Genomic DNA, 23,517 nt, shown 5'->3' with positions numbered 1-23,517 from the left:
GTGTCAGGAGCAGCCGAGCATCCCGGGGGTGCCGGAACTGCGCTCGTCCCGGCCCTTCCCCGCCTGCCCGAGGTCCTTCTCCAGCAGCGTGAAGGACTTGGGCACCCCGCCCGGCTGCGGCTTGCCCTCCTTGTGGCCCACCACGCGGTAACCGGCGTGCCGGTAGTAGGCGTTGAGCGGCGCGTTGCCCGCCAGGCAGTCCAGGCGTACACGGCTCCGGCCCGCCTCGGACACCCGGCGTTCCGCCGCGCTCAGCAGCAGCCGCCCCGTGCCGGGCGCGGCGGTGCTCCGGTCCACCATGAGCCGGTGCACGTAGCCGGCGACCGGCGGCTGCGGGCCCCAGGCGGACTCGTCCTCCCACCACAGCTCCCAGGCACCGGCGACGCGCCCGCCGGTCTCCGCGAGCCAGACCTCGCCGTGTGCCATGACCTGGCGGAAGTGGTCCTCGTCCAGCTCCCCGGGCCGCCACTGCCCGGTGATGCCACGGGTCAGCATCCAGCGGGCCGCGTCGTCGCGGAGGCGGACGAGGGCGGCGAGATCGGACTCGGCGGCCGGACGCAGGCGCAGATCAGTGGCCGGACGCAGGCACGGGGCATGCGCCGCGGGGCCCGTCACGTCTCCGTCCGGTACATCAGATCCACCTCGTGCGTCACGAACCCCAGCCGCTCGTACACCGACACCGCCGCCTTGTTGTCGGCGTCGACGTACAGCATCGCGGTCGGCAGGCCCTGCCCCGCGAGGTGCCGCAGGCCGATCGTGGTGAGGGACTTGCCGAGGCCGCCGCCCTGCGCGCCCGGGGCGACCCCGAGGACGTACACCTCGCCGAGGCCCTCCTCGGCGTGGACCTTCGTCCAGTGGAAGCCGACGAGTTCGTCGCCGCGGAAGGCGAGGAAGAAGCCCGCCGGGTCGAACCACGGCTCGGCCTTGCGGTCGTCGAGGTCGCGCTGGGTGAGGGAGCCCTGCTCGGGGTGGTGGGCGAAGGCGGCGGCGTTGACCGCGAGCCAGGCCGTGTCGTCCTGGCCGGGGACGAACGTGCGGACCGTGACGTCCGGCGGCAGCGCCGGCTCGGGTGCGTCGAAGCCGGTCAAGGGGCGGCGCATCTGGCGCAGTTCGCGGAAGAGCGTGAGACCGAGGACCTGGGCGAGGTGGCGGGCGGCGGAGTGGCCGCCGTGCGCCCACACGCGCAGTCGCTTGCCGGAGGCCGCCAGCAGGGCCGAGCCGAGCGCCCGGCCGTGTCCGTGCCCGCGGTGCCCGGGGTGGACGACCAGTTCGGCGGCCGGCGGCTCCACCTCGTCCGTGTCCTCCAGCTGGGCATAACCGACAAGTTCGCCGTCGACGGTCAGCAGCAGATGGGACACGCCCTCCCGCTCCCCGCCGCGCAACTGCAACCGGCCCTGTTCGGACACCGCCTGCTGCCCGTCGGTCCGGGCCGCCTCGGCGAGCAGTCCGAGCACGGCCTCGGTCTGCTCCGGGGAGAGCGCGGCAAGGGTCTCGATCGAGCGGGGGCGGCCGGGCCGTACGGTGTCGTCGCTGGTCATGCGTATGAGGGTACGGGCCCCCACCGGCAAATCGGCGGTAAAGAAGCAACCAGGTCGTAACCACGAAAGACCTGTCGCGCTACGCGCGTTGACTCTAGGCTGCGCCGGACGACATCACTGTCCCAGCAGACCCACAGGGGGGCGTATGCCAGCCAGTTCCGCGGCGCATCCGGAGCGCCGGAGACGTCGTACGTACCGATTTGTCGCTCTAGCCGCCGGTGTCGTCACCGTCGGCGCGCTGGCCGCCGCGGCGCTGCCGGGGGCGGCGACCGCCGGTGAGGACCACCGCGGGGGCGGCCACTGGCCCGGCCGCTACCAGGACGTGCAGCTGCTGTCCTTCAACGACCTGCACGGCAACCTGGAGCCGCCCACCGGCTCCGCCGGCCGGGTCACCGACGGCACGACGGAGCCCATCGACGCGGGCGGTGTCGAGTACCTCGCCACCCATCTGCGTCAGGCCCGCGAGGGCGAGAAGTACTCCATCACGGCGGCCGGCGGCGACATGGTCGGCGCCTCCCCACTGATCTCCGGCCTCTTCCACGACGAGCCGACCATCGAGGCGCTGAACAAGCTCGACCTCGACGTCACCTCCGTCGGCAACCATGAGTTCGACGAGGGCGCCGAGGAGCTGGCCCGCCTCCAGAACGGCGGCTGCCACCCCAAGGACGGCTGCTACACGGACCAGGAATTCCAAGGCGCCGACTTCCCCTACCTGGCCGCCAACGTCCTCGACGAGAAGACGAAGAAGCCGATCCTCAAGCCCTACTGGGTGTGGAAGAAGAAGGACGTCAAGGTCGGCTTCATCGGCGTGACCCTGGAGGACACCCCGGGCGTCGTCTCCGCCGAGGGCGTCAAGGGCCTCTCCTTCAAGGACGAGGTCGAGACGATCAACAAGTACGCCAAGGTGCTCCAGCGGCAGGGCGTGAAGTCGATCGTCGCGCTCATCCACGAGGGCGGCTTCCCGGCGTCGACGTCGTACAACTACGACTGTGACGCCCCGGGCGCCGGCGACGGCATCTCCGGCCCGATCGTCGACATCGCCAAGAACATCACCCCGCAGGTGGACGCGCTGGTCACCGGCCACACCCACGCCGCGTACGCGTGCACCATCAACGACCCGGCGGGCAACCCGCGTACGGTCACCTCGGCCGCGTCCTTCGGCCGGCTGTACACGGACACCACGCTGACGTACGACCGTTGGACGGGTGACATCGCCCGTACGGCCGTGGCGTCCGCGAACCACGTGGTCACCCGGACCGTCCGCCCGGCGAGAGACATGACCGATCTGATCGTCAAGTGGAACGACCTCGCGGCGCCCATCGGCAACCGCCCGATCGGATACATCTCCGCCGACATATCCAGCACCGGCACCGAGTCCCCGATGGGCGACCTCATCGCCGACGCGCAACTCGCGTACGGCAAGGGGCTCGACCCGGAGACGGACCTCGCGCTGATGAACCCGGGCGGAATCCGGGGCCCGGGCCTCACCTACGCGGCCAAGGGGACCGAGGGCGACGGTGTGGTGACCTACGCCGAGGGCTTCACGGTCCAGCCGTTCGCCAACACCGTGAACCTCCAGGACTTCACGGGCGCCCAGCTGATCCAGGTGCTCAAGGAGCAGGTGACCGGCCCGAACGCGGCGGCGCCGAAGGTGCTCCAGGTCTCGTCCGGCCTGACCTACACGCTGGACCTCACCAAGTCCGGTGCCGACCGGGTGGTCACGGACAGCATCAAGCTGAACGGCGCGGCCATCGACCCGGCGGCCACCTACCGCGTCGCGACGAACAGCTTCCTCGCGGGCGGCGGCGACGGCTTCCCGACGCTCGGCCAGGGCACGAACGACGTCGTCGGCAGCGACGACCTGGCCGCGCTGGAGCAGTACCTGAGGGCCAACTCCTCGGCCGGCAGCCCGCTCGCACCGCCGAAGGCGGACCGGATCACGATCGTGAAGTAAATCGCATACCTGGAGTTCAGGTTGCGGGTGGGGGCGGTGCGCATGGTCGGATGGATCGATGCGTACCCCCCACCACACCGATGCGCATCCGCGTCCGAACCCTTACGAGGAACTCGCCGCTCTCGACGACGGGCCTCTGGAGGAGACCCCTCTGGAGGAGTTCCGGAAAGAGTCCTGGGAGTCCCAGGGCTCCGAGGACGGCTCCGAGGACGCCTGGGCCCCGCCGGTGCACCGCCGCGGCGGCCGTCGTAGGAAGAATCGTTTCGCCGGGCTGCCGTTCGCGGTGAAGGCGGTGGTGGGCCTGGCCGTGCTCGCCGCGTTCACCGCGCTCGGCGACCGCTGGGCCGTGCTCTACGCCGAGCACCGGGCCGCCGACACCCTCAAGGACCGCCTCGACCTGGCGGCCGCGCCCGAGGTGGAGATCGGCGGCTTCCCCTTCCTCACCCAGCTCGCCGACAAGCGGCTGGACTCCGTGAAGGTGACCGTCCCGGACGTCGCCGCCGACCGGGTCTCCCTCGCCAAGGTGTCGGCCACGGCCCACGACATCCGGCTGGACGCCGACGGGCTCACCTCCGTGCGCGGCGCCCACGTCCCCCGGTTCGAGGGGGACGTCGTGCTGTCCTTCGCCGACCTCAACCGCGAACTCGGCGCCTCCCAGGTGACGTTCACCGGCGAGGGCCGCGACCGGGTCCGGGCCCGGGGCACCCTGCCGGTCGCCGGGCACAACCTGCGGCTGCGGGCCGAGGCCCGGATCCAGCGGCAGGGCGAGCGGGGCATCGCGACGGAGATCGGCGGCATGCGCCTGGACATCGGGGACCTGGCCACCTACCGCCCCGGCACCCGCGCCTCCGAGGGCCTGCACCTGACACCCAAGGGATCCGCCGACCTGGCCCGGGAGACCCGCAAGGCCAAGGCGCTGCTGTCGGTCCCGGCGATCGTGCAGCGCATGGGCGTGCCCGAGGCGACGGTCCGCGAGGCCCTCGCCGACGACGGCAAGCTCGCCGAGCTGACCGGCTCCCCGCGCTTCGCCCGCCAGGCCGAACGCCTCAACCTCATCGACCTGGCCCTGGACAACCCCGAGGTGCTCCGCCGCCTCGGCCTCGACCCCGCCCTCCTCGACTCCCTGTCCGGCCTGACCCGCCCGGTCCTGGCCGACCGGCTGTCGCTGGCGTTCGAACTGCCGAAGCCCGAGCAGGGGGACGTACGGCTGGACGACGTCAGGGTGGAGGAGGACGGCATCCGGGTGCGGGTGTCGGGATCGGGGCTGAACGTGGGCTCGTAGCCCGGCGGGCCCCCAGCCTGCGTTCTTGATGAAATTTGGTGAGCAGATGTGTTGACCTCTGTTCGAGTGCTCTTCTAGTTTGCGGGAGCCAACGAGCCGCCGCTCTCCACGCGAGGTCTCGCGAACGCAACTGCTCAGAAGGGGACGTCGTGTCACGAAAGACTCATCGGGGGACAGCCGGTCTGGGGGCGCTGCTCGCCTGCGCCACGGCATTCGGCGGGGTCCTCGCCTCCCCCGCAGCCGCCTCCCCCACCGCCCCGCCGCCCGTCAGCGACTTCAAGGGCGTCAACTGGGCCGACCCGCGCGACAACTACGCCCACGACGCGGTGGTGCCCTCGGGCCTGTCCACGTCCGACAGCTACGCCACCACCTACGCCAAGTCCAAGGCGATCATCGGCGGGTTCTCCAAGCTGGGCGCCAACACCGTCCGCCTGCCGGTCAACCCGACCTCGGTGAACGGCCCGTTCTGGAAGTCGTACCGGGGCGCGATCGACGCCGCCACCGCCAAGGGCTTCAAGGTCATCCTGGGCTACTGGGAGGCCGACAACGCCAAGGACGGCAAGATCGACAACCAGGCGTCCTGGGACCAGATGTGGGCGCGGATCACCTCCGCCTACGCCCGCAACTCCAAGGTGTACTTCGAGCCGATGAACGAGCCGTTCGGCTACACCGCGCAGGAGTGGACCGACATCGCCGCGAAGTGGGTGGCCACCCACGGCAACGTGCCGCGCGACCGGATCCTGATCGGCGGCTACAAGTACAGCGAGGACGTCAAGCCGGTCTGCGCCGACCCGCGCCTGAAGGGCACCCGCCTGGCCCTGCACAACTACGGCTTCTGGCACACCGACTGGACCAGCGTCGACCAGTGGAAGCAGGACTTCAAGGCCCGCATCGGCGACTGCGCCTCGCGCACGATCCTCGACGAGTTCGGCGCGTCCATGACCACCGGCCTGGACTACAACGGCCCGGTCAACGGCTCCAACGAGATCGCCTACATCCAGGCCGCGACCGACACCATCCGCGAACTGGGCCTGGGCTCGGTCTACTGGCCCGGCCTGCGCAACGGCGACACCTACTCCCTCACCACGCTCCAGGGCACAGGTACGAACCTCAGCCTGACGGTGAACAACCAGAGCGGCCTGGACCGGCTGCACTACGCCTGGAAGCAGTAGGCGCCCCCCACGGGAGCCCGATGGTGGCCCTTCCGGGTCCGGCGCAGCTCGTCAGCCGGACCCGGAAGGGAGCCGTCAGGACGCCGAGGGCGTCCAGCCCGCGAGCCAGTCCGCGATCTCCTGGTTCGCGGCCTGCGCATCGCTCAGGTGCGGCCGGTTCGAACTCGCCGGACCGGCGCCCGCACCGCTGTTCTTGTACTCGGCGAACCGGTCGTCCTTCCACGAGAAGCCGCTCATGTCGGTCCACGGGGCCGACTTGATCGCGTTGCTCAGGTTCGTGTTGCGGACGGTGGTCTGCGGGTCGAGGGAGGCGTCCCCGCCCGCGTGCCAGGGCCGGCCGAGGTGGAAGCTCCCGGCCGAGACGTCCCCGTTCACCGTGGAGTTGGCGATCAGGATGCCCTTGCGGTTGGCGGCCGTGCTCGGCGCGGTGACGTAACCGGCCGAGTCGCCGTTCCAGCGCTTCTTCAGCGTGATGACGGACCTGTCGACGACGGCCGTGGCCCGCCCGAAGATGAAGTCGACGTTGCCGACGATGTAGGAGTTGCTGACGTAGACCCGGCCCAGCCGGTCCTTGGCCGCGGTGTCGAGGAGCAGCGTGTCCTGGTCGCCGCTGACGATGATCCCGTCCAGGAACACCTTGTCGGCGGCGGTCCGCAGCGCCACGGCCTGGTGGTCCTTGAGGTGCTGGTTGGCCTTCTCGTCGAAGTCGTTGGAGATGGTCAGGTTCCGCGCCTGGAAGTCGTCGGCCTCGACGGCGACCGTGGCGCTGCCGCTCGTGCCGTACGTGCCGCCGCCGGGCTTCGGCGTGCCGGACGCGTTGTTGTAGACGATCGTCGTGTCCTTGCGGCTGCCGCCGGTGCCCTGGATGGTGACGTGCGGCTTGTTGGCCGGCACCTTCACCAGTTCCCGGTACGTCCCCGGCTTCACGGCGATCACGACACGCGAGGGGTTGTTCGCCGGTACGGCGTTCACGGCGGCCTGCACGGTCGTGTACTGCCCGCTGCCGTCCTTGGCGACGGTGAGGGTGGTCGCGGCGGCGGCCTTGGGGGAGGCGGCGGCGGTCTTGCCGATGGACGCGCGGGGCCCGGCACCGGACTTGAGGATCGACGGCAGGTCGGCGGCCTTGTCGAGGGTGTACGGGTAGTAGGCCTTCGGATCGAAGGCGGTCCCGCCGCTCTCGTTGCGCCCGCTGGTCCCGGAGAAGGAGTTCCCGCGCTGCACGACGGCGGCGCCGCTGTCCTTGATGACGGGGTTGTTCACGCCCTGGAAGAGGGAGTTCTCCAGCACCATCTTCGTGCCGCCGCGCGAGTAGTTCCCGTACGCCGACTTGATGGCGGTGCCCGGGGCGTCCTCCAGCCAGTTGTTGTAGAGGTGCGCGTGGGCGGCGTTGTCGGTGGACGGGTTGCGCTGCTCGGTCTCGCGGATCCAGTTGTGGTGGATCGTGATGTCCGTCTTGACGTTCTCGGTCCAGCCGATGCCGAAGGTCTTGTTGTTGTCGCTCAGCTTGTTCCAGGAGACGGTGACGTTCGTGCTGTCCTTGCGGACGTCGATGAGCCCGTCGGCCATGTGCCGCAGGTCGTTGTGGTCGATCCACACGTGATGGGCGCCGTCCATCTGGATCGCGTCGAAGTCGTGGTCCTTGTCGTTCCAGACGCCCTGGTACGCGTCCCGGATGGTCAGGTTCCGGATGATCACGTTGTGCACGCCCCGGCCGAGGAAGAACCCGCCGCCGACGATGTGCCCGGAGGTCCCGGCCCCGACGATGGTCTTGTCGGACTGCACCTTGATCTCTTTGCCGACCGGGTTCATGTGGATGGCCCCGGCGACGACGATCACGTACGGCTGGGTCGCGGTGGCGTACTTCTCCAGCTCGGCCTGCGTCTTCACGGTGACGACCTGACCGCCGCGCCCGCCGTACGTCCCGTTCTGCCCGAGGGAGTTGACGGAGGCGAACCCGTCGGCGGTGTCGGCGGCCCAGGAGGGGGCGGCGGCGGAGGCCTGCTGCGCGGTGAGGCCGAGGACACCGAGGTCGGTGCCGTAGGCCAGGGTGCCGGCGGCGGTCAGGGCCAGGGGGACCCCGACCGCCAGGGCTGTGCGGCTTCTGCGGTGCCTGGGGGTGCTGCGCGGCTCACTCATGCGGCGAATCCATTCCGTGCGGGGGGATGATCCGCGATGGGGTCGCCGCCCCGCACGAAAAGGTTGCCGCCCTGTCCGAACGCCTTACGTGGTGCAGGACTTGGGGTCGAGCTTCTCCTCGATCTTGTCCTCACGGCCGTCGGGCTGGCCGTTGGGGAGGAGCTTGTCGGAGATGCCGTCGATGTAGTAGCCGTACGAGTAGATCGTCCGGTAGCCCCGGTCACGCCAGCTGTGCACGGTCCGGTCGCCGTCGCCCTTGTTCCACTCGTAGTCCTCGACGTGGAAGACGGGGTTGACGCGCACCACGCGCTGGTACGGCGTCCAGGTCACGGCGACCTGCCGGCACGGCGGAATGGTCTTCTCACTGCGGGTCTCGAACCGGGACTCCTTCTCCCAGCCCCACTCGTACCCGGCGCTGCCGCCGACGGTGCCGGAGAAGATGCTCTTGGCGAGGGAGAGGCTGATGCTGCCGCCGACGCTCTTCTTCGCGAACGTCTTGGTGCTGTAGCTGCTGACGAAGGTCTCCTTGTCGTCGGCGGACCCCTTGTTGCCGATCCACCGGGACGTGCGGACGGTGTCGCCCTTGATCGACCAGGTGGACGCCTCGGCGTACCCGCACCAGCCGCGGAACAACTCCCACGGCCCGGCGGGCTTCCACAGCCCGAAGACGTCCCGCAGGTACTCGTCGCGGGTCTTGAACTCACCGGTGTCGACGTTCAGGGCGCCGTAGACACCGGTCAGGCTGGTCTCCTGGCTGCAGAGCCGCTCGATCATCCGGTCGGTGTCACCCGGGTCGACGCCCCGGATGTCGGTGGCCCCGGCGGGCCCGGCCGTGGCGGTCCCCGCGCCGGCCAGCAGACCGGATATGGCGAGGGCGGTGGAGGCGGCAACTGCGCCGCATTTCTTGAGAGTTGACGTGCGTGTGAGACGCATGTGGGGGGCTCACTCCTGCTTGCGGTTCTGTGACGGTGATGAAGATGTCAGAGCAGGAGCGGGAGTTTGCGCTACTGGCGGGTATGACAGGACATTGACAGCTTCGAACGGGCAGCGCGGCCCCGACGGTTCCCGGGATCAGGGTGAGGGGGGAGGGTCCTCCGGCGGGGGCGTAGGTGCCCCGGGGAGGCGTACCGTCGCCACCGTGCCGCCCTCCTCCGCCGGGGACAGCGAGACCTCGCCGCCCGACTGCTGCACCGTCCGCGCCACGATCGACAGGCCCAGGCCGGAGCCCGGCAGGGCCCGTGCGCTGGGGGAGCGCCAGAAGCGGTCGAAGACGTGGGGGAGTTCGTCGGCGGGGATGCCCGGGCCGTGGTCACGGACCGTGAGGGTGCCGTCGGTGAGGCGCACCTCGATCGTGCCGCCCTCGGGGCTGAACTTCACCGCGTTGTCCAGGATGTTCACCACCGCCCGTTCCAGCGCGGCGGGCTCCGCGCGGACGAACCAGGGCTCGACGTCCGCCGTGATCGTCAGCTCCGGGCCGCGCAGCCGGGCCCGCCGCAGCGCCGACTCGACCGTGTCGTGCCAGGCGACGATCTGGGTCCGGCCCGCGTGCTGGCTCGTGTCCGGGCGGGAGAGTTCCTGGAGGTCGCCGATGAGCGCGGCCAGTTCCGTCATCTGCGCCTTCACCGACGCGAGCAGCGCCTTGCGGTCGGCCTCGGGCAGGGGGCGGCCCGTCTCCTCGCTGCGGGAGAGCAGTTCGATGTTGGTGCGCAGCGAGGTGAGCGGGGTGCGCAGTTCGTGGCCGGCGTCCGCGATGAGCTGCTGCTGGAGGTCGCGGGAGCTGGCCAGGGCCGAGGTCATGGAGTTGAAGGAGTGGGAGAGGCGGGCGATCTCGTCCTCGCTGTCCTCCTCCACGGGGATGCGCACGTCCAGGTCCTCCGTGCGGGCCACGTGCTCGACCGCCTCCGTCAGTTTGTCGACGGGACGCAACCCGGCCCGGGCCACGGCCAGTCCGGCGGCTCCCGCGCCCAGCACCCCCACGCCCGACACGAGCAGCAGGATCAGGGCCAGTTCGTTGAGCGTGGACTGGGTGCCCTTCAGCGGCAGGGCGATGACGAGGGAGTAGTCCGCGGCCACCCCCTGCGTCACGGGCCCGTCCTTGATGACGAGCGCCGTGGTCAGCACGCGCAGCTTGTTGCCGTGGGTGTCGGTGCCGTCGCGGAAGTGCACCTGGCTCGGGTCGGGGTCCTTGGCCACGCTCTTGTCGACGCCGCTGACCTGCACCTGGGCCGTGGAACTGGGGAAGAGGCACACCTTGCCGTCGTCGCGGACGAGCTGCCCGTAACTCTTGGGCCGTGACCCCACGCCCACCGCGTCGGACGGCGTCTGCCGGCAACCGGCCGCGAGGCCCTGGAACTCGTCCGTGCGCACCGACCCGACCGACGACCTCAGGTCGTTGTCGATCTCGTCGTACAGCTTCCCCTGCACGATGAACCAGCAGGTCACCGACACCGCCGCCACGGCGAACGCCACCGCCGCCGCCACCAGCAGCGCCAGACGCGACCGGATCGGCAGCGAGCGGAAGCGGCGCACGAGCCGGTTCACTCGGCGCCGCCCTGCCGCAGCACGTAGCCGACGCCGCGCACGGTGTGGACGAGGCGCGGCTCCCCGCCCGCCTCGGTCTTGCGGCGCAGGTACATGACGTACACGTCCAGGGAGTTCGACGACGGTTCGAAGTCGAAGCCCCAGACCGCCTTGAGGATCTGCTCCCGCGTGAGGACCTGGCGCGGGTGGGCCATGAACATCTCCAGGAGCGTGAACTCCGTGCGGGTCAGCTCCACCTGGCGGCCGCCCCGGGTGACCTCGCGCGTGGTGAGGTCCATGCGCAGGTCGGCGAAGGTGAGGGCGTCGTCGTCGCCGGGGCTGCCCGCGCCCACGGCCGCCGCGTAGGAGCTGCGGCGCAGCAGCGCGCGGATGCGGGCGAACAGCTCGTCGAGTTCGAACGGCTTGACCAGGTAGTCGTCGGCGCCCGCGTCGAGGCCGGTGACGCGGTCGCCGACGGTGTCGCGGGCGGTGAGCATCAGGATCGGGGTCGTGTCGCCGGTGGCGCGGATGCGGCGGGCTGCCGTCAGGCCGTCCATGCGGGGCATCTGGATGTCGAGCACGAGCAGGTCGGGGCGGTAGGCCGCGGCCTTCTCCAGGGCGTCCGCGCCGTCCACGGCGACCTCCGTGCCGTACCCCTCGAAGGCGAGGCTGCGCTGGAGTGCTTCGCGTACCGCCGGCTCGTCGTCGACGATCAGGATGCGCTGCGGGTCACGGTCGCCGTCTGCGGGGCTCATGGGTCGGGTTCCTCGGGTGTGAAGGGGGAGGGGCGGTCTGACGCTCTCAGCCTCGCACGACCGCGGGCGGGGCCGGGAGGACTGTCAGCCCCGTACGCTGCGACGCCGCGCGGCCCGCCGCCCGCCGGCCCGCTTGCCGGCCGGCACGGGGGTCCGTGCGGCGGATCCCTCGGCGGCCCGTGCGGCGGCACGCTCGCCGGCCGGCGCGGCGGCGCCGCGTGCGGGCCGGGCCGCGGCCGGTGCCACCTCGGGCGCCCGGGGCGCCGGGGCGTGCAGTGCGTGCGCCACCGCCAGGGCCAGCGCGACCTGCGCCGGGTCGGTGCCGGACTCCGTGTGCGCGACCTGTTCGATCATCGCCGTACTCCTCGGTGCGTGGGACTCGGCCCGGTGGGACTCAGTCGGTCGATCCGGCCCGCAGCTTGGCGAGGTCGGCCTTCACGGTGTTGATCGGGATGGCGAAGCCCAGGCCGACGCTGCCCGCGTCGGAGGACGAGGAGGCGCTGCCCGCCGGCGAGTACATCGCGGAGTTGATCCCGATGATGTTGCCGTTCATGTCGATCAGCGCGCCGCCGGAGTTGCCCGGGTTGAGGGACGCGTCGGTCTGGAGCGCCTTGTACGTCGTCGTGTCGTTGCCGGTGTCGCCGTTGAACTGCCGCCCGCCGAACTCGAACGGCCAGCCGTCGCCCTGCTGGAACTGCTGCTGCCCCTGGTCCTGTTCGGTCGGGACGGTGACGTCACGGTCGAGCGCCGAGATGATGCCGCTGGTCACGGTGCCGGACAGCCCCTCGGGGGAGCCGATCGCCACGACCTGGTCGCCGACCTGGAGGCCGGCGGAGTCGCCGAGCGTGGCCGCCTTCAGGCCGGAGGCGTTCTCCAGCTTGATCAGCGCCAGGTCCTTCTTGCTGTCGGTGCCGACGACCTTCGCGGAGTAGGACGTGCCGTCGCTGGTCGTCACCTTGATCCGCGAGGCACCGGCTATGACGTGGTTGTTGGTGATGACCTCGCCGCCGCTCGTGATGATCACGCCGGAGCCGGTGGAGGACCCGGCGTTGGAGTCGGCGTTGATCTCGACGATGCTGGGGCTGACCGCCTTCGCGACCCCGGCGACCGTGCCCTTCTGGCTGGACGGCACCACGGTGGTGCTGGTCGAGCTGGAGGCGACGGTGTCGTTGCCGGCCAGCTCCTGGATGCCGTAGGCGGTGCCGCCGCCGATCGCCGCCGCGACGATCGCCACGGCGGCGATCAGGGCGACGGGGCCGCGGTTGCGCTTCTTCTGATGCGGAGCATGCGCCGGGGCGTACGCCGGCGGGGGCGGCCACTCGGGGTTCACCGGGGCCTGCTGCTGACCCTCGTAAGGGTTCTCGTACTCGCCACTGCGGTGGAAGCTCTCGGTCATGACAACGAGCTTGTCGCCCGACCATGAGAGCTTCCTGAGTGCTTGCTGAGAAGCCCGACAGAACCTCGTATGCCCGATATAAAGACGCCCCGGCGGGGGCTTGTGAGGGCTACGCGCAGCCGCAGGACTGGCGGACCACCAGCCGCGAGGGGAACACCTTCAGCCGCTCCCGCCGGGCTCCCGCGACCCGCAGCCCGTCGTCCAGGACGAGGTCCACCGCGGCCCGGGCCATCGCCGAGCGGTCGGAGGCGACCGTCGTCAGGGGCGGGTCGGCCAGCGCCGCCTCCTTGATGTCGTCGAAGCCGGCCACCGCCAGCTCGCCGGGGACGTCGATGCGCAGCTCGCGCGCCGCCCGCAGCAGGCCGATCGCCTGGTCGTCGGTGGAGCAGAAGATGGCCGGCGGGCGGTCGGGCCCGGAGAGGATCTTCAGGGCGGCCTGGTAGGCGTCGTAGCGGTTGTAGAGGGCCTCGAAGAGGCGGCCCTCCGTGGAGATCCCGGCCTCGTCCATCGCGCGGCGCCAGCCCTCGACGTGGTCGGAGACCGGGTCGCCGACCGCCGGGGTCTCCGCTATGCCGCCCATACAGGCCACGTACGGGTAGCCGTGCTCCAGGAGGTGCTGTACGGCGAGCTGGGCGCCCCCGAGGTCGTCCGTGACGACGGCGACGTCGTCGATGGCCTCGGGGCGTTCGTGCATCAGCACGACCCGGGCGTCCCAGGCCTCGATCTCGGCGGCGGCCAGGTCGTTGAGCGCGTGACTGACCAGGATGAGCCCGGAGACCCGCATGCCCAGGAAGGCCCGCAGGTAGTGGACCTCGCGCTCGCCCACGTAGTCCGTGTTGCCGACGAGGACCATCTTTCCGCGCTCGGAGGCCGCCTGCTCGACCGCGTGCGCCATCTCCCCGAAGAAGGGCTGGCGGGCGTCCGGGATGATCAGGCCTATGAGGTCCGTGCGCCGGGAGGCCATCGCCTGGGCCACCCGGTCGGGCCGGTACCCCAGTTCCTTGATCGCGGCGAGGACACGCTCGCGCGTGGCCGGGGCGACCGGCCGGGGTCCGTTGTTGATGACATAACTGACCACGGCAGTGGAAGTCCCTGCCAGCCGCGCCACATCATCCCGAGTCACCTTGGCCACGCGCGGAGTCTACGCGGATATACCGGCTCTGGGCAGGGCGTAAAGGAGGTTCCGTACGATATCCCGACTGCCGTCCGGTGCGCTCCGCGTGAAGAGCGATGCCCAGGCCGGCGCCGGGATACGCCTGTCACGCCTCGGCGCGGACCTCGGCGGCGTCCAGCTCGGCCGACTCGTCCTTGTTGTCCGGCTTTGCCTTGGTGGCCTTGGCCTTCGCCTCCTCGGCGGCGCGCTCCATCTTCTCCGGCTTCTCCGGCGTAACGAATCGATAACCGACGTTCCGGACGGTGCCGATGAGCGACTCGTGCTCGGGGCCGAGCTTGGCCCGCAGCCGCCGTACGTGCACGTCGACCGTGCGCGTACCGCCGAAGTAGTCGTAGCCCCAGACCTCCTGCAGCAGCTGGGCGCGCGTGAAGACGCGGCCGGGGTGCTGCGCGAGGTACTTCAGGAGTTCGAACTCCTTGAAGGTGAGGTCGAGGACGCGGCCCTTGAGCTTGGCGGAGTACGTCGCCTCGTCGACCGACAGGTCGCCGTTACGGATCTCCATCGGGGAGTCGTCGCTGACGATCTGCTGCCGGCCCATGGCCAGGCGCAGGCGCGCCTCGACCTCCGCGGGGCCGGCGGTGTCGAGCAGGACGTCGTCGATGCCCCAGTCCGCGGTGACGGCGGCGAGACCGCCCTCGGTGACGACCAGGATCAGCGGGCAGCCCGGCCCGGTGGAGCGCAGCAGCTGGCACAGGCTGCGCACCTGGGGCAGGTCGCGCCGGCCGTCGACGAGGATGACGTCGGCACCGGGGGTGTCGACGAGCGCGGGGCCTTCCGCGGGGGCCACCCGCACGTTGTGCAGGAGCAGGCCGAGGGCGGGGAGCACCTCCGTCGACGGCTGGAGGGCGTTGGTCAGGAGCAGCAGAGAACTCATACGTCTGGTTCCTCCTCGGTCCCTGCGAGGACGTTTGTTGGCACAGCACTGCTCTGCGATCCCGAAGGCCCGTACACCTGCGGTTTCCCGCGTCGTATACAACGCTTCCGAAAGCACAAAAGGACCCGGGGGCTACGCTGCCCGAGTCCTCTGCCCAGCAGAATAGCCCACATGAGCTCTGGTCCGGCAGGTCATGTGGCACGTTCCACCGATCGTCCGCACTCCGAGACGACCCGTGGAGCGTCTGTGCGGAGGTTCACGCGGCGGTTTCTGCGCACCTCGGACGGTGTGTCGATCGACGCCGTATACGACCCGGGTGCCGCCGTATACGACGGCTCCCGGACGCCTTCCGCTCACCCGGTGTTCGTCGTCGCGCACGGCTTCACCGGGGCCGTCGACCGGCCGCACGTGCGGCGGGTGGCCCAGGCCTTCACCCGGCACGGGGCCGTCGTCACGTTCTCCTTCCGGGGGCACGGGGCGTCCGGCGGGCGCTCCACGGTCGGGGACCGGGAGGTGCTCGACCTGGCGGCGGCGGTGCGCTGGGCGCGGGAGCTGGGGCACGCGCGCGTGGGCACGGTCGGGTTCTCCATGGGCGGCTCGGTGGTCCTGCGGCACGCGGCGCTGCACCCGCGGCAGACCGACGCGGTGGTGTCGGTGAGCGCGCCGGCCCGGTGGTACTACCGGGGCACCGCGCCCATGCGGCGGCTGCACTGGCTGGTGACGCGGCCCGCGGGGCGCGTGGTGGGGCGCTACGGCTTCCGTACGCGCATCCACCACCGGGACTGGGACCCGGTGCCGCTGTCCCCGGTGCAGGCCGTGCCGCGGATCGCCCCGACCCCGCTGCTGATCGTGCACGGCGACGCCGACGGCTACTTTCCCGTCGACCATCCCCGCATGCTGGCCGCGGCCGCCGGTGACCAGGGCGAACTGTGGCTGGAGCCCGGCATGGGGCACGCCGAGCACGCGGCGAGCGACGAGCTGCTGACCCGCATCGGGGAGTGGGTCGTCGGCCGGGCGGGCTAGCCTGACGGGGTTCACCCGTCGGGTGAGTCCGTTGTGACGGTGCGATTGAGGAAGCAGATGCCAAAGGTCACGGTGCGCTACTGGGCCGCCGCCAAGGCCGCGGCCGGGGTGGCCGAGGAGCCGTACGAGGCGGCCACGCTCGCCGAGGCGCTCACCGGGGTGCGCGAGCGACACCCGGGCGAACTGGAGCGCGTCCTGCGGCGCTGCTCGTTCCTCGTGGACGGTGACCCCGTGGGCACCCGCGCCCATGAGACGGTACGGCTGGCCGACGGCGGCACGGTCGAGGTGCTCCCGCCGTTCGCAGGAGGGTGACGATGACCAACCAGCCGTACGACGGTTACGACGGCTACGACCCCTACGGGCAGCAGCAGCAGGCGTGGCCCGGGCAGGGGTACCAGCAGGGGCAGCAGGGCTATCCCGGGTACGAGGATCCGCACGCCGCCCAGCAGTACACGCAGCAGTGGCAGGGGCAGACGTGGGAGACGCAGACGCACCAGCCGGTGTCCGCGCCGGCGGCCGCCGACACGGCGTATCTGCCGCCGCAGGGGTACGCGGCCCCGGCACCGGCTCCGGCGCCCGCTGAGGCGGTCGAGGCCTCCGGTGGCGCTGCCGAGTACGGTCCCGCCACCGTCGGCGGGAACACGCGCGTCACGGACGCCCAGCGGGCGCGGGCGGAGGGCCGGTCGCCGATCATCGAGCCCGGGATGCGGCCGGCCGCGCTGACCGCGCTGCTGGGGCTGCTGCTCGCCGGTGCGGCGGCGGTCGGGACGTACGCGCTGCTGGTGCCGCTCGTCGTCCTCCAGGCCGTCACCGCGGCGGGCTGGTTCCGGCTGAACGGGATGTGGCCGGCGCGGCAGGGCATCGCGCTCGGCTTCGCCGGGGCGCTGGCCGCGGACGCCGCGCTGCTGGCGTCGGGGCGCTCGCCGGCGGCGATCCTGGGGACGCTGGGCGTGTGGGTGCTGCTCGCGCTGGTCCTGCAGCTGCGCTCGCACGCGGACCCGGACGAGCGGATGTACGGCCTGATGGCGACGGTCGCGGCAGCGGCGCTGGCGATCGTGGCGGGCGGGTACCTCGCGGCCGACGCGGACGCCGTGACGGTGGGTGCGGTGGCCGTGGCGGTCGCCGTCCTGGCGCGGGCGTTGCCGTTGCCGACGGCGGCGTCGGTGGTGGTGGCGCTGCTCGCGGCGGCGGGCGGCGGTGTCGCGGCCGGTTCGCTGACGGGCCTGGGCCCGTCGGGCGCGCTGCTCGGCGCGGGCGCGGCCGCCTGCGCCCTGATCGGCCACCGGGTCGCGAGCTACGACTACCCGTCCCGCTTCGTCCACTTCACGGCGGGCGTGGCCCTGCCGCTGTCCGCCGCGGCGCCGGTGGTGTACGTGCTGGGGCGGGCTCTGGCGTAGCGGCTGTCACAGCTGATCGACAAACCCATGGCCCTCACACCACACGGAGTTACCCTCACGCTGGGACGGCCGCCCGGTCGTCGGGATCGCCGTCACAACCGCCTAGGTGGGGGAAACACCGCATGCGCGCACTGCGAATACTGCTGATCTTCGTCGTGATCCTGGGGGGCCTCTTCGTCATCGCCGACCGGCTCGCCGTGAACTTCGCCGAGGGTGAGGCCGCCGACCGGCTGAAGACGACGGAGAACCTCGCGGCGACCCCGGACGTCAGCATCAAGGGCTTCCCGTTCCTCACCCAGGTGGTCGGCGGCTCCCTGGACGACATCGAGGTCGGCATCAAGAACTACGAGGCCGCCGCGGGCAACGGCGCCCAGCGGATCCGTATCGACGACCTCCGGGCCGACATGAAGGGCGTCGAGTTCTCCGGCGACTACAGCTCCGCCACCGCCACCAGCGCCACCGGCACGGCGACCATCTCCTACGACGAGCTGCTGAAGACGGCGAAGTCCGAGCCCACCCAGGTCGCCCCGGGCGTCACCGCCCACGTCGTCGGCCTCTCCGACGGCGGCAACGGCAAGATCAAGGTCACGGTCGAGGCCACCGTGCTCGGCACCAAGCTGCCCGAGCCGGTCTCCGTGCTCAGCACCGTGACGGTGGTCGACGGCGACACCGTGCGGGTGAAGGCCGACGGCCTGCCCGAGTTCGCCGGTGTCGACCTCGCCGAGAACCGCGTCCGGGCGATCACCGACTTCCAGCAGAAGATCGACGGCCTGCCCGGCGGTATCAAGCTGGACACGGTCCAGGCGGCCCCGAACGGCGTCGAGATCACGGTGAAGGGTTCCGACGTCCGGCTCGCCGGGTAGGTACGGGCACGGCGGACCCGACCAACGCCGTCCGGTGGGCGAGACGGCAGCGTCCGCAGCGCAGATGTGACGGCGGATACAGGAGGCCGCGGGGCCCGCGGCGAGCGCCCCGACGGCCCACTGATCCCATATCCCGGACCATGTCGTCTCAATATGCGACACACCGGTGACACGCCCGCCCTGCCGTCCCTACGATCGACGGCATGAAGCGACAGGCGGACCTCACGAAGCGGCGGGCAGTAGACCTGTGCCGCGTCGCCGCCATGCTCTGTCGCACCTTCTGAGCGACCGCGTCGGCCCGTGAGCCGGCGCGCGCATCCCCGCCGCCCTGCATCAAGGGCACCCGTGCGCCGCCCTCGTCATGGGCGCGCGCCCCGCAGATCTCGCACGCCCCGCCGCAACTGCCCCGGAGGAGAAAGAGCATGAGCCGCAGCGACGTCCTGGTCGACGCCGACTGGCTCCAGGAGCACCTGGACGACCCGACCATCGCCATCGTCGAGGTGGACGAGGACACGTCCGCCTACGAGAAGAACCACATCAAGAACGCGATCCGCATCGACTGGACCAAGGACCTCCAGGACCCGGTCCGCCGTGACTTCGTCGACCAGGAGGGCTTCGAGAAGCTCCTGTCGGAGAAGGGCATCGCCAACGACCACACCGTGGTCCTCTACGGCGGCAACAACAACTGGTTCGCCTCGTACGCGTACTGGTACTTCAAGCTGTACGGCCACGAGAACGTCAAGCTCCTCGACGGCGGCCGCAAGAAGTGGGAGCTGGACGCCCGGGAGCTGGTCGCCGGCGACGAGGTGCCGGAGCGTCCGAAGACGGACTACAAGGCCAAGGCCCAGGACACCTCCATCCGCGCCTTCCGGGACGACGTCGTCGCCGCCATCGGTTCGCAGAACCTGGTCGACGTGCGCTCGCCCGACGAGTTCTCCGGCAAGCTCCTCGCCCCGGCCCACCTGCCGCAGGAGCAGTCGCAGCGCCCCGGCCACGTGCCGAGCGCCCGCAACATCCCGTGGTCGAAGAACGCCAACGACGACGGCACCTTCAAGTCGGACGAGGAGCTGAAGGCCCTCTACGAGGAGGAGAGCGTCGACCTGGCGAAGGACACCATCGCCTACTGCCGCATCGGTGAGCGCTCCGCGCTGACCTGGTTCGTCCTGCACGAGCTGCTCGGCGTCCAGAACGTCAAGAACTACGACGGCTCCTGGACCGAGTACGGCTCCCTCGTCGGCGTGCCGATCGAGCTCGGCGCCAACAAGTAAGCAACCCCGACCGACCTCTCCCAACCCTTCAGGAGTACGACATGTGTGGTGCGAAGGCCGGCGGCCCCGACGCCTCGACGATCAAGCCCGGTGAGACCACGATCCAGGGTCAGGTGACCAAGGACGGCGAGCCCGTGGTGGGCTACGTCCGTCTGCTGGACTCGACCGGCGAGTTCACGGCCGAGGTGCCGACCTCGGCGACCGGACAGTTCCGCTTCTACGCGGCCGAGGGCACCTGGACCGTCCGTGCCCTCGTGCCCGGCGCCACCGCCGACCGCACGGTCGTCGCCCAGAAGGGCGGCCTGGCGGAGGTCGCGATCGCCGTCTGACGGCGACCGGTTCTTGAAGGGCCGCACCCCTCGGGTTGGACGCCTGGGGTGCGGCCCTTCGGCCTGCCCGGACCTACGCTGGACGTATGTACGCACGGCGACGGCACACGTACTTCGCGATGATGGGCCTGTGCATCGGCCTCTTCGTCCTCGCCTGGGGCGTCGTGCGGCTGTGGTCCGTCCCCGTGGCCGTGGGGATGTGCGTCGTCGCCATGGTCATCCCGCCCGTGGCGGCCATGGTCGCGAACCGGCGCGGGCCCGAGGACCGCTGGTGGGACGACCCGTCCGGGGATCCGCAGTCCGACGAGTGGTGGGACGAGCTGGACGGCAAGAAGCGCCGGTACTGACGTCGACGAGGGGGAGGAACCGTGCGCCTGACGGCGGCGACACTGGACGCCCCGAACGCCCGTGAGCTGGCCGCCTTCTATCTGCGGCTGCTGCCCGGGTGGCGGGTGTGGCGCGGGGAGGACTGGCAGGACTGGGTGCACATCCGGCCGCCGGACGGGGGGACCGGCCTGTCCTTCCAGACCGAGCCCCTCTACCGGCCGCCCGCCTGGCCGAGCACGCAGGACCGGCAGCAGATGATGATCCACCTCGACATCGAGGTCGACGACCTGGAAGGCGAGACCGCGCGGGCCCTGGCCGAGGGCGCACGGCTCGCCGAGTACCAGCCGCAGGACGACGTCCGGGTGCTCCTGGACCCGGCGGGTCACCCCTTCTGCCTCCACACGCAGAGCGCTCAGGAGCCTCAGTAGACGAGCGCCTGCGTCTCGTCCCCCAGCGCCTCCTGGACGAAGACCTGCGCGCCCGCGATGCGGACGCCCTCGATGACGTCCTTCTCCGTGATCGCGCGCCGGGCCGCGCACTGCGTGCACAGGGTGACGCGGCCGGCCGCCAGGATCGACTCCAGCAGGTCGGGCAGGGGCGCCGCGTGCGGCAGCTCGAACTCGGCGGCGCGGCCGGGCAGGGCGAACCAGGCGGACTCACCGGTCAGCCACAGGGAGACGTCGACGCCGCTGGCCACCGCCACCGCCGCCACCGTGAACGCCTGGGAGCACCGCTCGGGGGCGTCCGCCCCGGCCGTCACCTTGATCACCAGCTTCTTCGCCATAGCCGGAATCGTAGTGCCGAAAGGGCCCGCGTAAGCTGGGGCCGGCCCTGTGCACACATCCGCACCCCGCTCAAGGAGCACCCCGTGGAGCTTTTCTTCGAAATCCTGTTGGTCCTGGTCGCCGTCGGCGTCCTCGCGTTCGCCGGACTGACCGTGAAGAAGCTGTACCAGGGCCAGCGCTGACCCACCTCTAGGAAGTTCTGATGATCGAGATCCCGTCCGACCTCCACAAGGACCTCGTCCCGCTCGCCTTCCTGCTCGGCAACTGGGCGGGGGCCGGTGTGCACGACTTCCCCGGCTCCGAGAAGTGCAACTTCGGGCAGGAGGTCGCCTTCACCCACGACGGCCGGGACTTCCTGGAGTACCGGTCCCACACGTGGGTCCTGGACAAGGACGGCAACAAGGTCCGCCCGCTGGAGTCCGAGCACGGCTTCTGGCGGATCGACGCCGACCGCAAGGTCGAGGTGACGATGACCCGCGACGACGGCGTCATCGAGATCTGGTACGGCGAGCTGGCCGACAAGAAGCCGCAGATCGACCTCGTGACCGACGCGGTGGCCCGCACGGCGGCCTCCCAGCCCTACAGCGGCGGCAAGCGGCTGTACGGCTACGTCAACAGCGACCTGATGTGGGTCGGCGAGAAGCAGACCCCCGAGGTCGAGCTGCGCCCCTACATGTCGGCCCACCTGAAGAAGGCCGTCACCCCGGAGGAGGTCGAGCGCTGGGCCAAGGCCCTGCCCGACGACCTGCCGGACGACGGCATCGCTTTCTTCAAGTAGTTCTAGACTCGTCCGTGTGGTGAGCACCGACTGGAAGAGCGATCTGCGGCAGCGCGGCTACCGGCTGACCCCGCAGCGGCAACTCGTGCTCGAAGCCGTGGACACCCTGGAACACGCGACCCCCGACGACATCCTCGTGGAAGTGAGGAAGACGGCGTCGGGGGTCAACATTTCCACGGTGTACCGGACCCTGGAGCTGCTGGAGGAACTCGGGCTGGTCAGCCACGCGCACCTGGGGCACGGGGCGCCGACGTACCACCTCGCGGACCGGCACCACCACATCCACCTGGTGTGCCGGGACTGCGAGGGCGTCATCGAGGCGGACGTCTCCGTGGCCGCCGAGTTCACGGCGAAGCTGCGCGCCGAGTTCGGGTTCGACACCGACCTGAAGCACTTCGCGATCTTCGGCCGCTGCCAGGAGTGCACGCTCAAGGCTTCAACTACCGAGTCGTAGGCTTACGGATATGAAGAGCCCCCTGCTGACCCTGCCCGGCGCCGTCCCCGCCGAGGGCGTGGACGAAGGCGTCGCCGCCCACTACGGCGACCTGTTCCGCGAGCAGCGCGCCCTCGCCGACGGCACCGGCTTCGTGGACCTCTCGCACCGCGGGGTCGTCACCGTCACCGGCGAGGACCGGCTCGCCTGGCTGCACCTGCTGCTCACCCAGCACGTCAGCGAGCTGCCCCCGGGCCGGGCCACCGAGGCGCTGATCCTCTCCGCGAACGGCCACATCGAGCACGCGCTGTACCTCGTCGACGACGGCGCGACGGTCTGGGCCCACGTCGAGCCGGGCACCCAGGAGGCGCTGATCGCCTACCTGGAGTCGATGAAGTTCTTCTACCGGGTCGAGGTCGCCGACCGCACCGCCGACATCGCGGTCGTCCACCTCCCGGCCGGCTCCATCGCCGAGGTCCCCGAGGACGCCGTCGTACGGGAGACGCCGCACGGCCGGGACCTGTTCCTGCCCCGCGCCGACCTGGAGGCGTTCGCCGTGCAGGCCGGGCCGCCCGCCGGGATCCTCGCCTACGAGGCGCTGCGCGTGGAGCAGCACCGGCCCCGGCTCGGCTTCGAGACCGACCACCGCACCATCCCGCACGAGCTGGGCTGGATCGGCTCGGCGGTGCACCTGCAGAAGGGCTGCTACCGGGGCCAGGAGACGGTCGCCCGGGTGCAGAACCTGGGCAAGCCGCCGCGCCGCCTGGTCTTCCTGCACCTGGACGGCAGCGAGGTGCACCTGCCGGTGGCCGGGACCGAGCTGCGGCTCGCGGCGGACGGCCCCGACGGCCGGAAGATCGGTTTCATCACGACCTCCGTGCGCCACCACGAACTGGGCCCGGTCGCCCTCGCCCTGGTGAAACGGAACGTGCCCGTGGACGCGCCCCTGGTGGCCGGGGACACGGCGGCCGCCCAGGAAGTCGTCGTCGAGCCGTAGAGCTTGTCATTCTTTCGGGTCAGATCTCGATCAGCACGGTGAACGGGCCGTCGTTCGTCAGTGATACACGCATCGCCGCCCCGAAACGGCCCGTGGCGACCGTCGCGCCCAGGGAGCGCAGCTGGGCGACCACCTCGTCGACCAGGGGCTCCGCGACATCGCCGGGGGCGGCGGCGTTCCAGGTGGGGCGGCGGCCCTTGCGGGCGTCTCCGTAGAGGGTGAACTGGCTGATCACCAGGAGCGGGGCGTCGATGTCGCTGCAGGACTTCTCGTCGTGCAGCATGCGGATCGACCACAGCTTGCGGGCCAGCTGGGCCGCCTTCTCCTTGGTGTCCTCGTGGGTCACGCCGACGAGGACGCACAGCCCCTCGCCCTCGATCGACCCCACCGTCTCGCCGTCCACGACGACGCTCGCGCCGTCCACCCTCTGCACCACAGCTCGCATGTGTCCATCATGCCGGGAGGTGACGTCAGGGCCGCGCGCGGTGTGCGCATGGCCCGAAAGGGTGGTTTGCG

Annotated in this window: 27 protein-coding genes; 15 read left to right on the top strand and 12 right to left on the bottom strand. The window is 71.0% G+C overall.

All coding sequences use genetic code 11. The features are described from left to right. Positions 1-3: 3 nt before the first annotated feature. Positions 4-615 carry a GNAT family N-acetyltransferase gene (locus ABZ386_RS26100; protein ID WP_358966027.1) on the bottom strand — a complete coding sequence of 204 codons (612 nt, stop codon included), beginning with the start codon at positions 613-615 and terminating at the stop codon, positions 4-6. Then, positions 612-1,538: a mycothiol synthase gene (mshD, locus tag ABZ386_RS26095; protein ID WP_114253876.1), complete on the bottom strand. Its 927-nt coding sequence runs from the start codon at positions 1,536-1,538 to the stop codon at positions 612-614. Before mshD ends, ABZ386_RS26100 begins: the two co-directional genes overlap by 4 nt. Positions 1,539-1,683: 145 nt before the next feature. On the opposite strand from mshD, the gene ABZ386_RS26090 reads away from it, so the two are divergent. From ABZ386_RS26090 to ABZ386_RS26080, 3 genes are all read left to right on the top strand, one after another. After that, on the top strand, positions 1,684-3,492 hold the full coding sequence (locus ABZ386_RS26090) for a bifunctional metallophosphatase/5'-nucleotidase (protein ID WP_356500438.1): 1,809 nt from the start codon (positions 1,684-1,686) through the stop codon (positions 3,490-3,492). A 58-nt stretch (positions 3,493-3,550) separates the two neighbouring features. Then, the gene (locus ABZ386_RS26085) at positions 3,551-4,774 is read left to right on the top strand and encodes a DUF2993 domain-containing protein (protein ID WP_356500436.1); all 1,224 of its coding nucleotides are present in this window, start codon (positions 3,551-3,553) and stop codon (positions 4,772-4,774) included. 149 nt (positions 4,775-4,923) lie between these two features. Next, a complete protein-coding gene (locus ABZ386_RS26080) occupies positions 4,924-5,946 on the top strand; it encodes a cellulase family glycosylhydrolase (protein WP_351338199.1) in 1,023 nt (340 codons plus the stop codon). 75 nt (positions 5,947-6,021) lie between these two features. On the opposite strand, the gene ABZ386_RS26075 is transcribed toward ABZ386_RS26080, so the two are convergent. The 8 genes from ABZ386_RS26075 to ABZ386_RS26040 all read right to left on the bottom strand — a co-directional run bounded on the left by ABZ386_RS26075 (position 6,022) and on the right by ABZ386_RS26040 (position 14,801). After that, positions 6,022-8,082, bottom strand: coding sequence for a pectinesterase family protein (locus ABZ386_RS26075; protein WP_358966022.1), 2,061 nt, complete (start codon positions 8,080-8,082; stop codon positions 6,022-6,024). Between the two features lie 84 nt (positions 8,083-8,166). After that, positions 8,167-9,015 (bottom strand): hypothetical protein, encoded by an 849-nt coding sequence (locus ABZ386_RS26070; RefSeq protein ID WP_355712780.1) that lies wholly within the window; start codon positions 9,013-9,015, stop codon positions 8,167-8,169. 138 nt (positions 9,016-9,153) lie between these two features. After that, entirely contained in the window at positions 9,154-10,623 is a 1,470-nt protein-coding gene (locus ABZ386_RS26065; RefSeq protein WP_114253870.1) for a HAMP domain-containing sensor histidine kinase, read from the bottom strand. Beyond that, on the bottom strand, positions 10,620-11,357 hold the full coding sequence (locus ABZ386_RS26060) for a response regulator transcription factor (RefSeq protein WP_114253869.1): 738 nt from the start codon (positions 11,355-11,357) through the stop codon (positions 10,620-10,622). The genes ABZ386_RS26065 and ABZ386_RS26060 overlap by 4 nt, the downstream gene beginning before the upstream one ends. Positions 11,358-11,441: 84 nt before the next feature. Then, complete coding sequence (locus ABZ386_RS26055) at positions 11,442-11,711, bottom strand: hypothetical protein (RefSeq protein WP_358966018.1); 270 nt, start codon at positions 11,709-11,711, stop codon at positions 11,442-11,444. 40 nt (positions 11,712-11,751) lie between these two features. Then, positions 11,752-12,753, bottom strand: coding sequence for a trypsin-like peptidase domain-containing protein (locus ABZ386_RS26050; RefSeq protein WP_351338209.1), 1,002 nt, complete (start codon positions 12,751-12,753; stop codon positions 11,752-11,754). A 109-nt stretch (positions 12,754-12,862) separates the two neighbouring features. Beyond that, complete coding sequence (locus tag ABZ386_RS26045) at positions 12,863-13,885, bottom strand: LacI family DNA-binding transcriptional regulator (RefSeq protein WP_351338211.1); 1,023 nt, start codon at positions 13,883-13,885, stop codon at positions 12,863-12,865. Positions 13,886-14,012: 127 nt separating this feature from the next. Beyond that, the gene (locus ABZ386_RS26040) at positions 14,013-14,801 is read right to left on the bottom strand and encodes a response regulator transcription factor (protein ID WP_351338214.1); all 789 of its coding nucleotides are present in this window, start codon (positions 14,799-14,801) and stop codon (positions 14,013-14,015) included. A 171-nt stretch (positions 14,802-14,972) separates the two neighbouring features. On the opposite strand from ABZ386_RS26040, the gene ABZ386_RS26035 reads away from it, so the two are divergent. From ABZ386_RS26035 to ABZ386_RS25995, 9 genes are all read left to right on the top strand, one after another. Next, positions 14,973-15,824 carry an alpha/beta fold hydrolase gene (locus ABZ386_RS26035; protein ID WP_351338217.1) on the top strand — a complete coding sequence of 284 codons (852 nt, stop codon included), beginning with the start codon at positions 14,973-14,975 and terminating at the stop codon, positions 15,822-15,824. A gap of 57 nt (positions 15,825-15,881) precedes the next feature. Continuing rightward, positions 15,882-16,136, top strand: coding sequence for a MoaD/ThiS family protein (locus ABZ386_RS26030; RefSeq protein WP_114253863.1), 255 nt, complete (start codon positions 15,882-15,884; stop codon positions 16,134-16,136). 2 nt (positions 16,137-16,138) lie between these two features. After that, entirely contained in the window at positions 16,139-17,221 is a 1,083-nt protein-coding gene (locus tag ABZ386_RS26025) for a hypothetical protein (RefSeq protein WP_358966015.1), read from the top strand. 122 nt (positions 17,222-17,343) lie between these two features. Further along, on the top strand, positions 17,344-18,084 hold the full coding sequence (locus ABZ386_RS26020; RefSeq protein WP_351338223.1) for a DUF2993 domain-containing protein: 741 nt from the start codon (positions 17,344-17,346) through the stop codon (positions 18,082-18,084). 203 nt (positions 18,085-18,287) lie between these two features. Next, positions 18,288-18,368 carry a putative leader peptide gene (locus ABZ386_RS26015; RefSeq protein WP_350310325.1) on the top strand — a complete coding sequence of 27 codons (81 nt, stop codon included), beginning with the start codon at positions 18,288-18,290 and terminating at the stop codon, positions 18,366-18,368. A 138-nt stretch (positions 18,369-18,506) separates the two neighbouring features. Continuing rightward, positions 18,507-19,352, top strand: a complete 846-nt coding sequence (locus ABZ386_RS26010) for a sulfurtransferase (protein WP_344539918.1) — start codon at positions 18,507-18,509, stop codon at positions 19,350-19,352. Between the two features lie 41 nt (positions 19,353-19,393). Continuing rightward, a complete protein-coding gene (locus tag ABZ386_RS26005) occupies positions 19,394-19,681 on the top strand; it encodes a DUF1416 domain-containing protein (protein ID WP_031121416.1) in 288 nt (95 codons plus the stop codon). An 86-nt stretch (positions 19,682-19,767) separates the two neighbouring features. Then, the gene (locus tag ABZ386_RS26000; protein ID WP_114253859.1) at positions 19,768-20,028 is read left to right on the top strand and encodes a DUF3099 domain-containing protein; all 261 of its coding nucleotides are present in this window, start codon (positions 19,768-19,770) and stop codon (positions 20,026-20,028) included. Positions 20,029-20,049: 21 nt separating this feature from the next. Next, entirely contained in the window at positions 20,050-20,436 is a 387-nt protein-coding gene (locus ABZ386_RS25995) for a VOC family protein (RefSeq protein ID WP_358966012.1), read from the top strand. Here ABZ386_RS25995 and ABZ386_RS25990 read toward each other — a convergent pair. After that, a complete protein-coding gene (locus ABZ386_RS25990; RefSeq protein ID WP_358966009.1) occupies positions 20,430-20,792 on the bottom strand; it encodes a DsrE family protein in 363 nt (120 codons plus the stop codon). The two genes, ABZ386_RS25995 and ABZ386_RS25990, sit on opposite strands and share 7 nt — an antisense overlap. A gap of 203 nt (positions 20,793-20,995) precedes the next feature. On the opposite strand from ABZ386_RS25990, the gene ABZ386_RS25985 reads away from it, so the two are divergent. The 3 genes from ABZ386_RS25985 to ABZ386_RS25975 are packed head-to-tail and all read left to right on the top strand — an operon-like array spanning position 20,996 to position 23,001. Next, positions 20,996-21,571, top strand: coding sequence for an FABP family protein (locus ABZ386_RS25985; RefSeq protein ID WP_351338231.1), 576 nt, complete (start codon positions 20,996-20,998; stop codon positions 21,569-21,571). 16 nt (positions 21,572-21,587) lie between these two features. Next, positions 21,588-22,025 (top strand): transcriptional repressor, encoded by a 438-nt coding sequence (locus ABZ386_RS25980; protein ID WP_114253855.1) that lies wholly within the window; start codon positions 21,588-21,590, stop codon positions 22,023-22,025. A 10-nt stretch (positions 22,026-22,035) separates the two neighbouring features. Further along, positions 22,036-23,001 carry a folate-binding protein gene (locus ABZ386_RS25975; protein ID WP_358966006.1) on the top strand — a complete coding sequence of 322 codons (966 nt, stop codon included), beginning with the start codon at positions 22,036-22,038 and terminating at the stop codon, positions 22,999-23,001. Positions 23,002-23,020: 19 nt separating this feature from the next. Here ABZ386_RS25975 and dtd read toward each other — a convergent pair whose 3' ends face one another. After that, complete coding sequence (dtd, locus tag ABZ386_RS25970) at positions 23,021-23,446, bottom strand: D-aminoacyl-tRNA deacylase (RefSeq protein ID WP_351338237.1); 426 nt, start codon at positions 23,444-23,446, stop codon at positions 23,021-23,023. Between the last annotated feature and the right edge of the window lie 71 nt (positions 23,447-23,517).

Origin of the sequence: Streptomyces sp. NPDC006140 (genome assembly GCF_040628815.1) — a bacterium.
GTDB lineage: Bacteria > Actinomycetota > Actinomycetes > Streptomycetales > Streptomycetaceae > Streptomyces.
The sequence above is the reverse complement of the archived record's forward strand: the minus strand, read 5'-3'. Positions and strand labels throughout refer to the sequence as shown.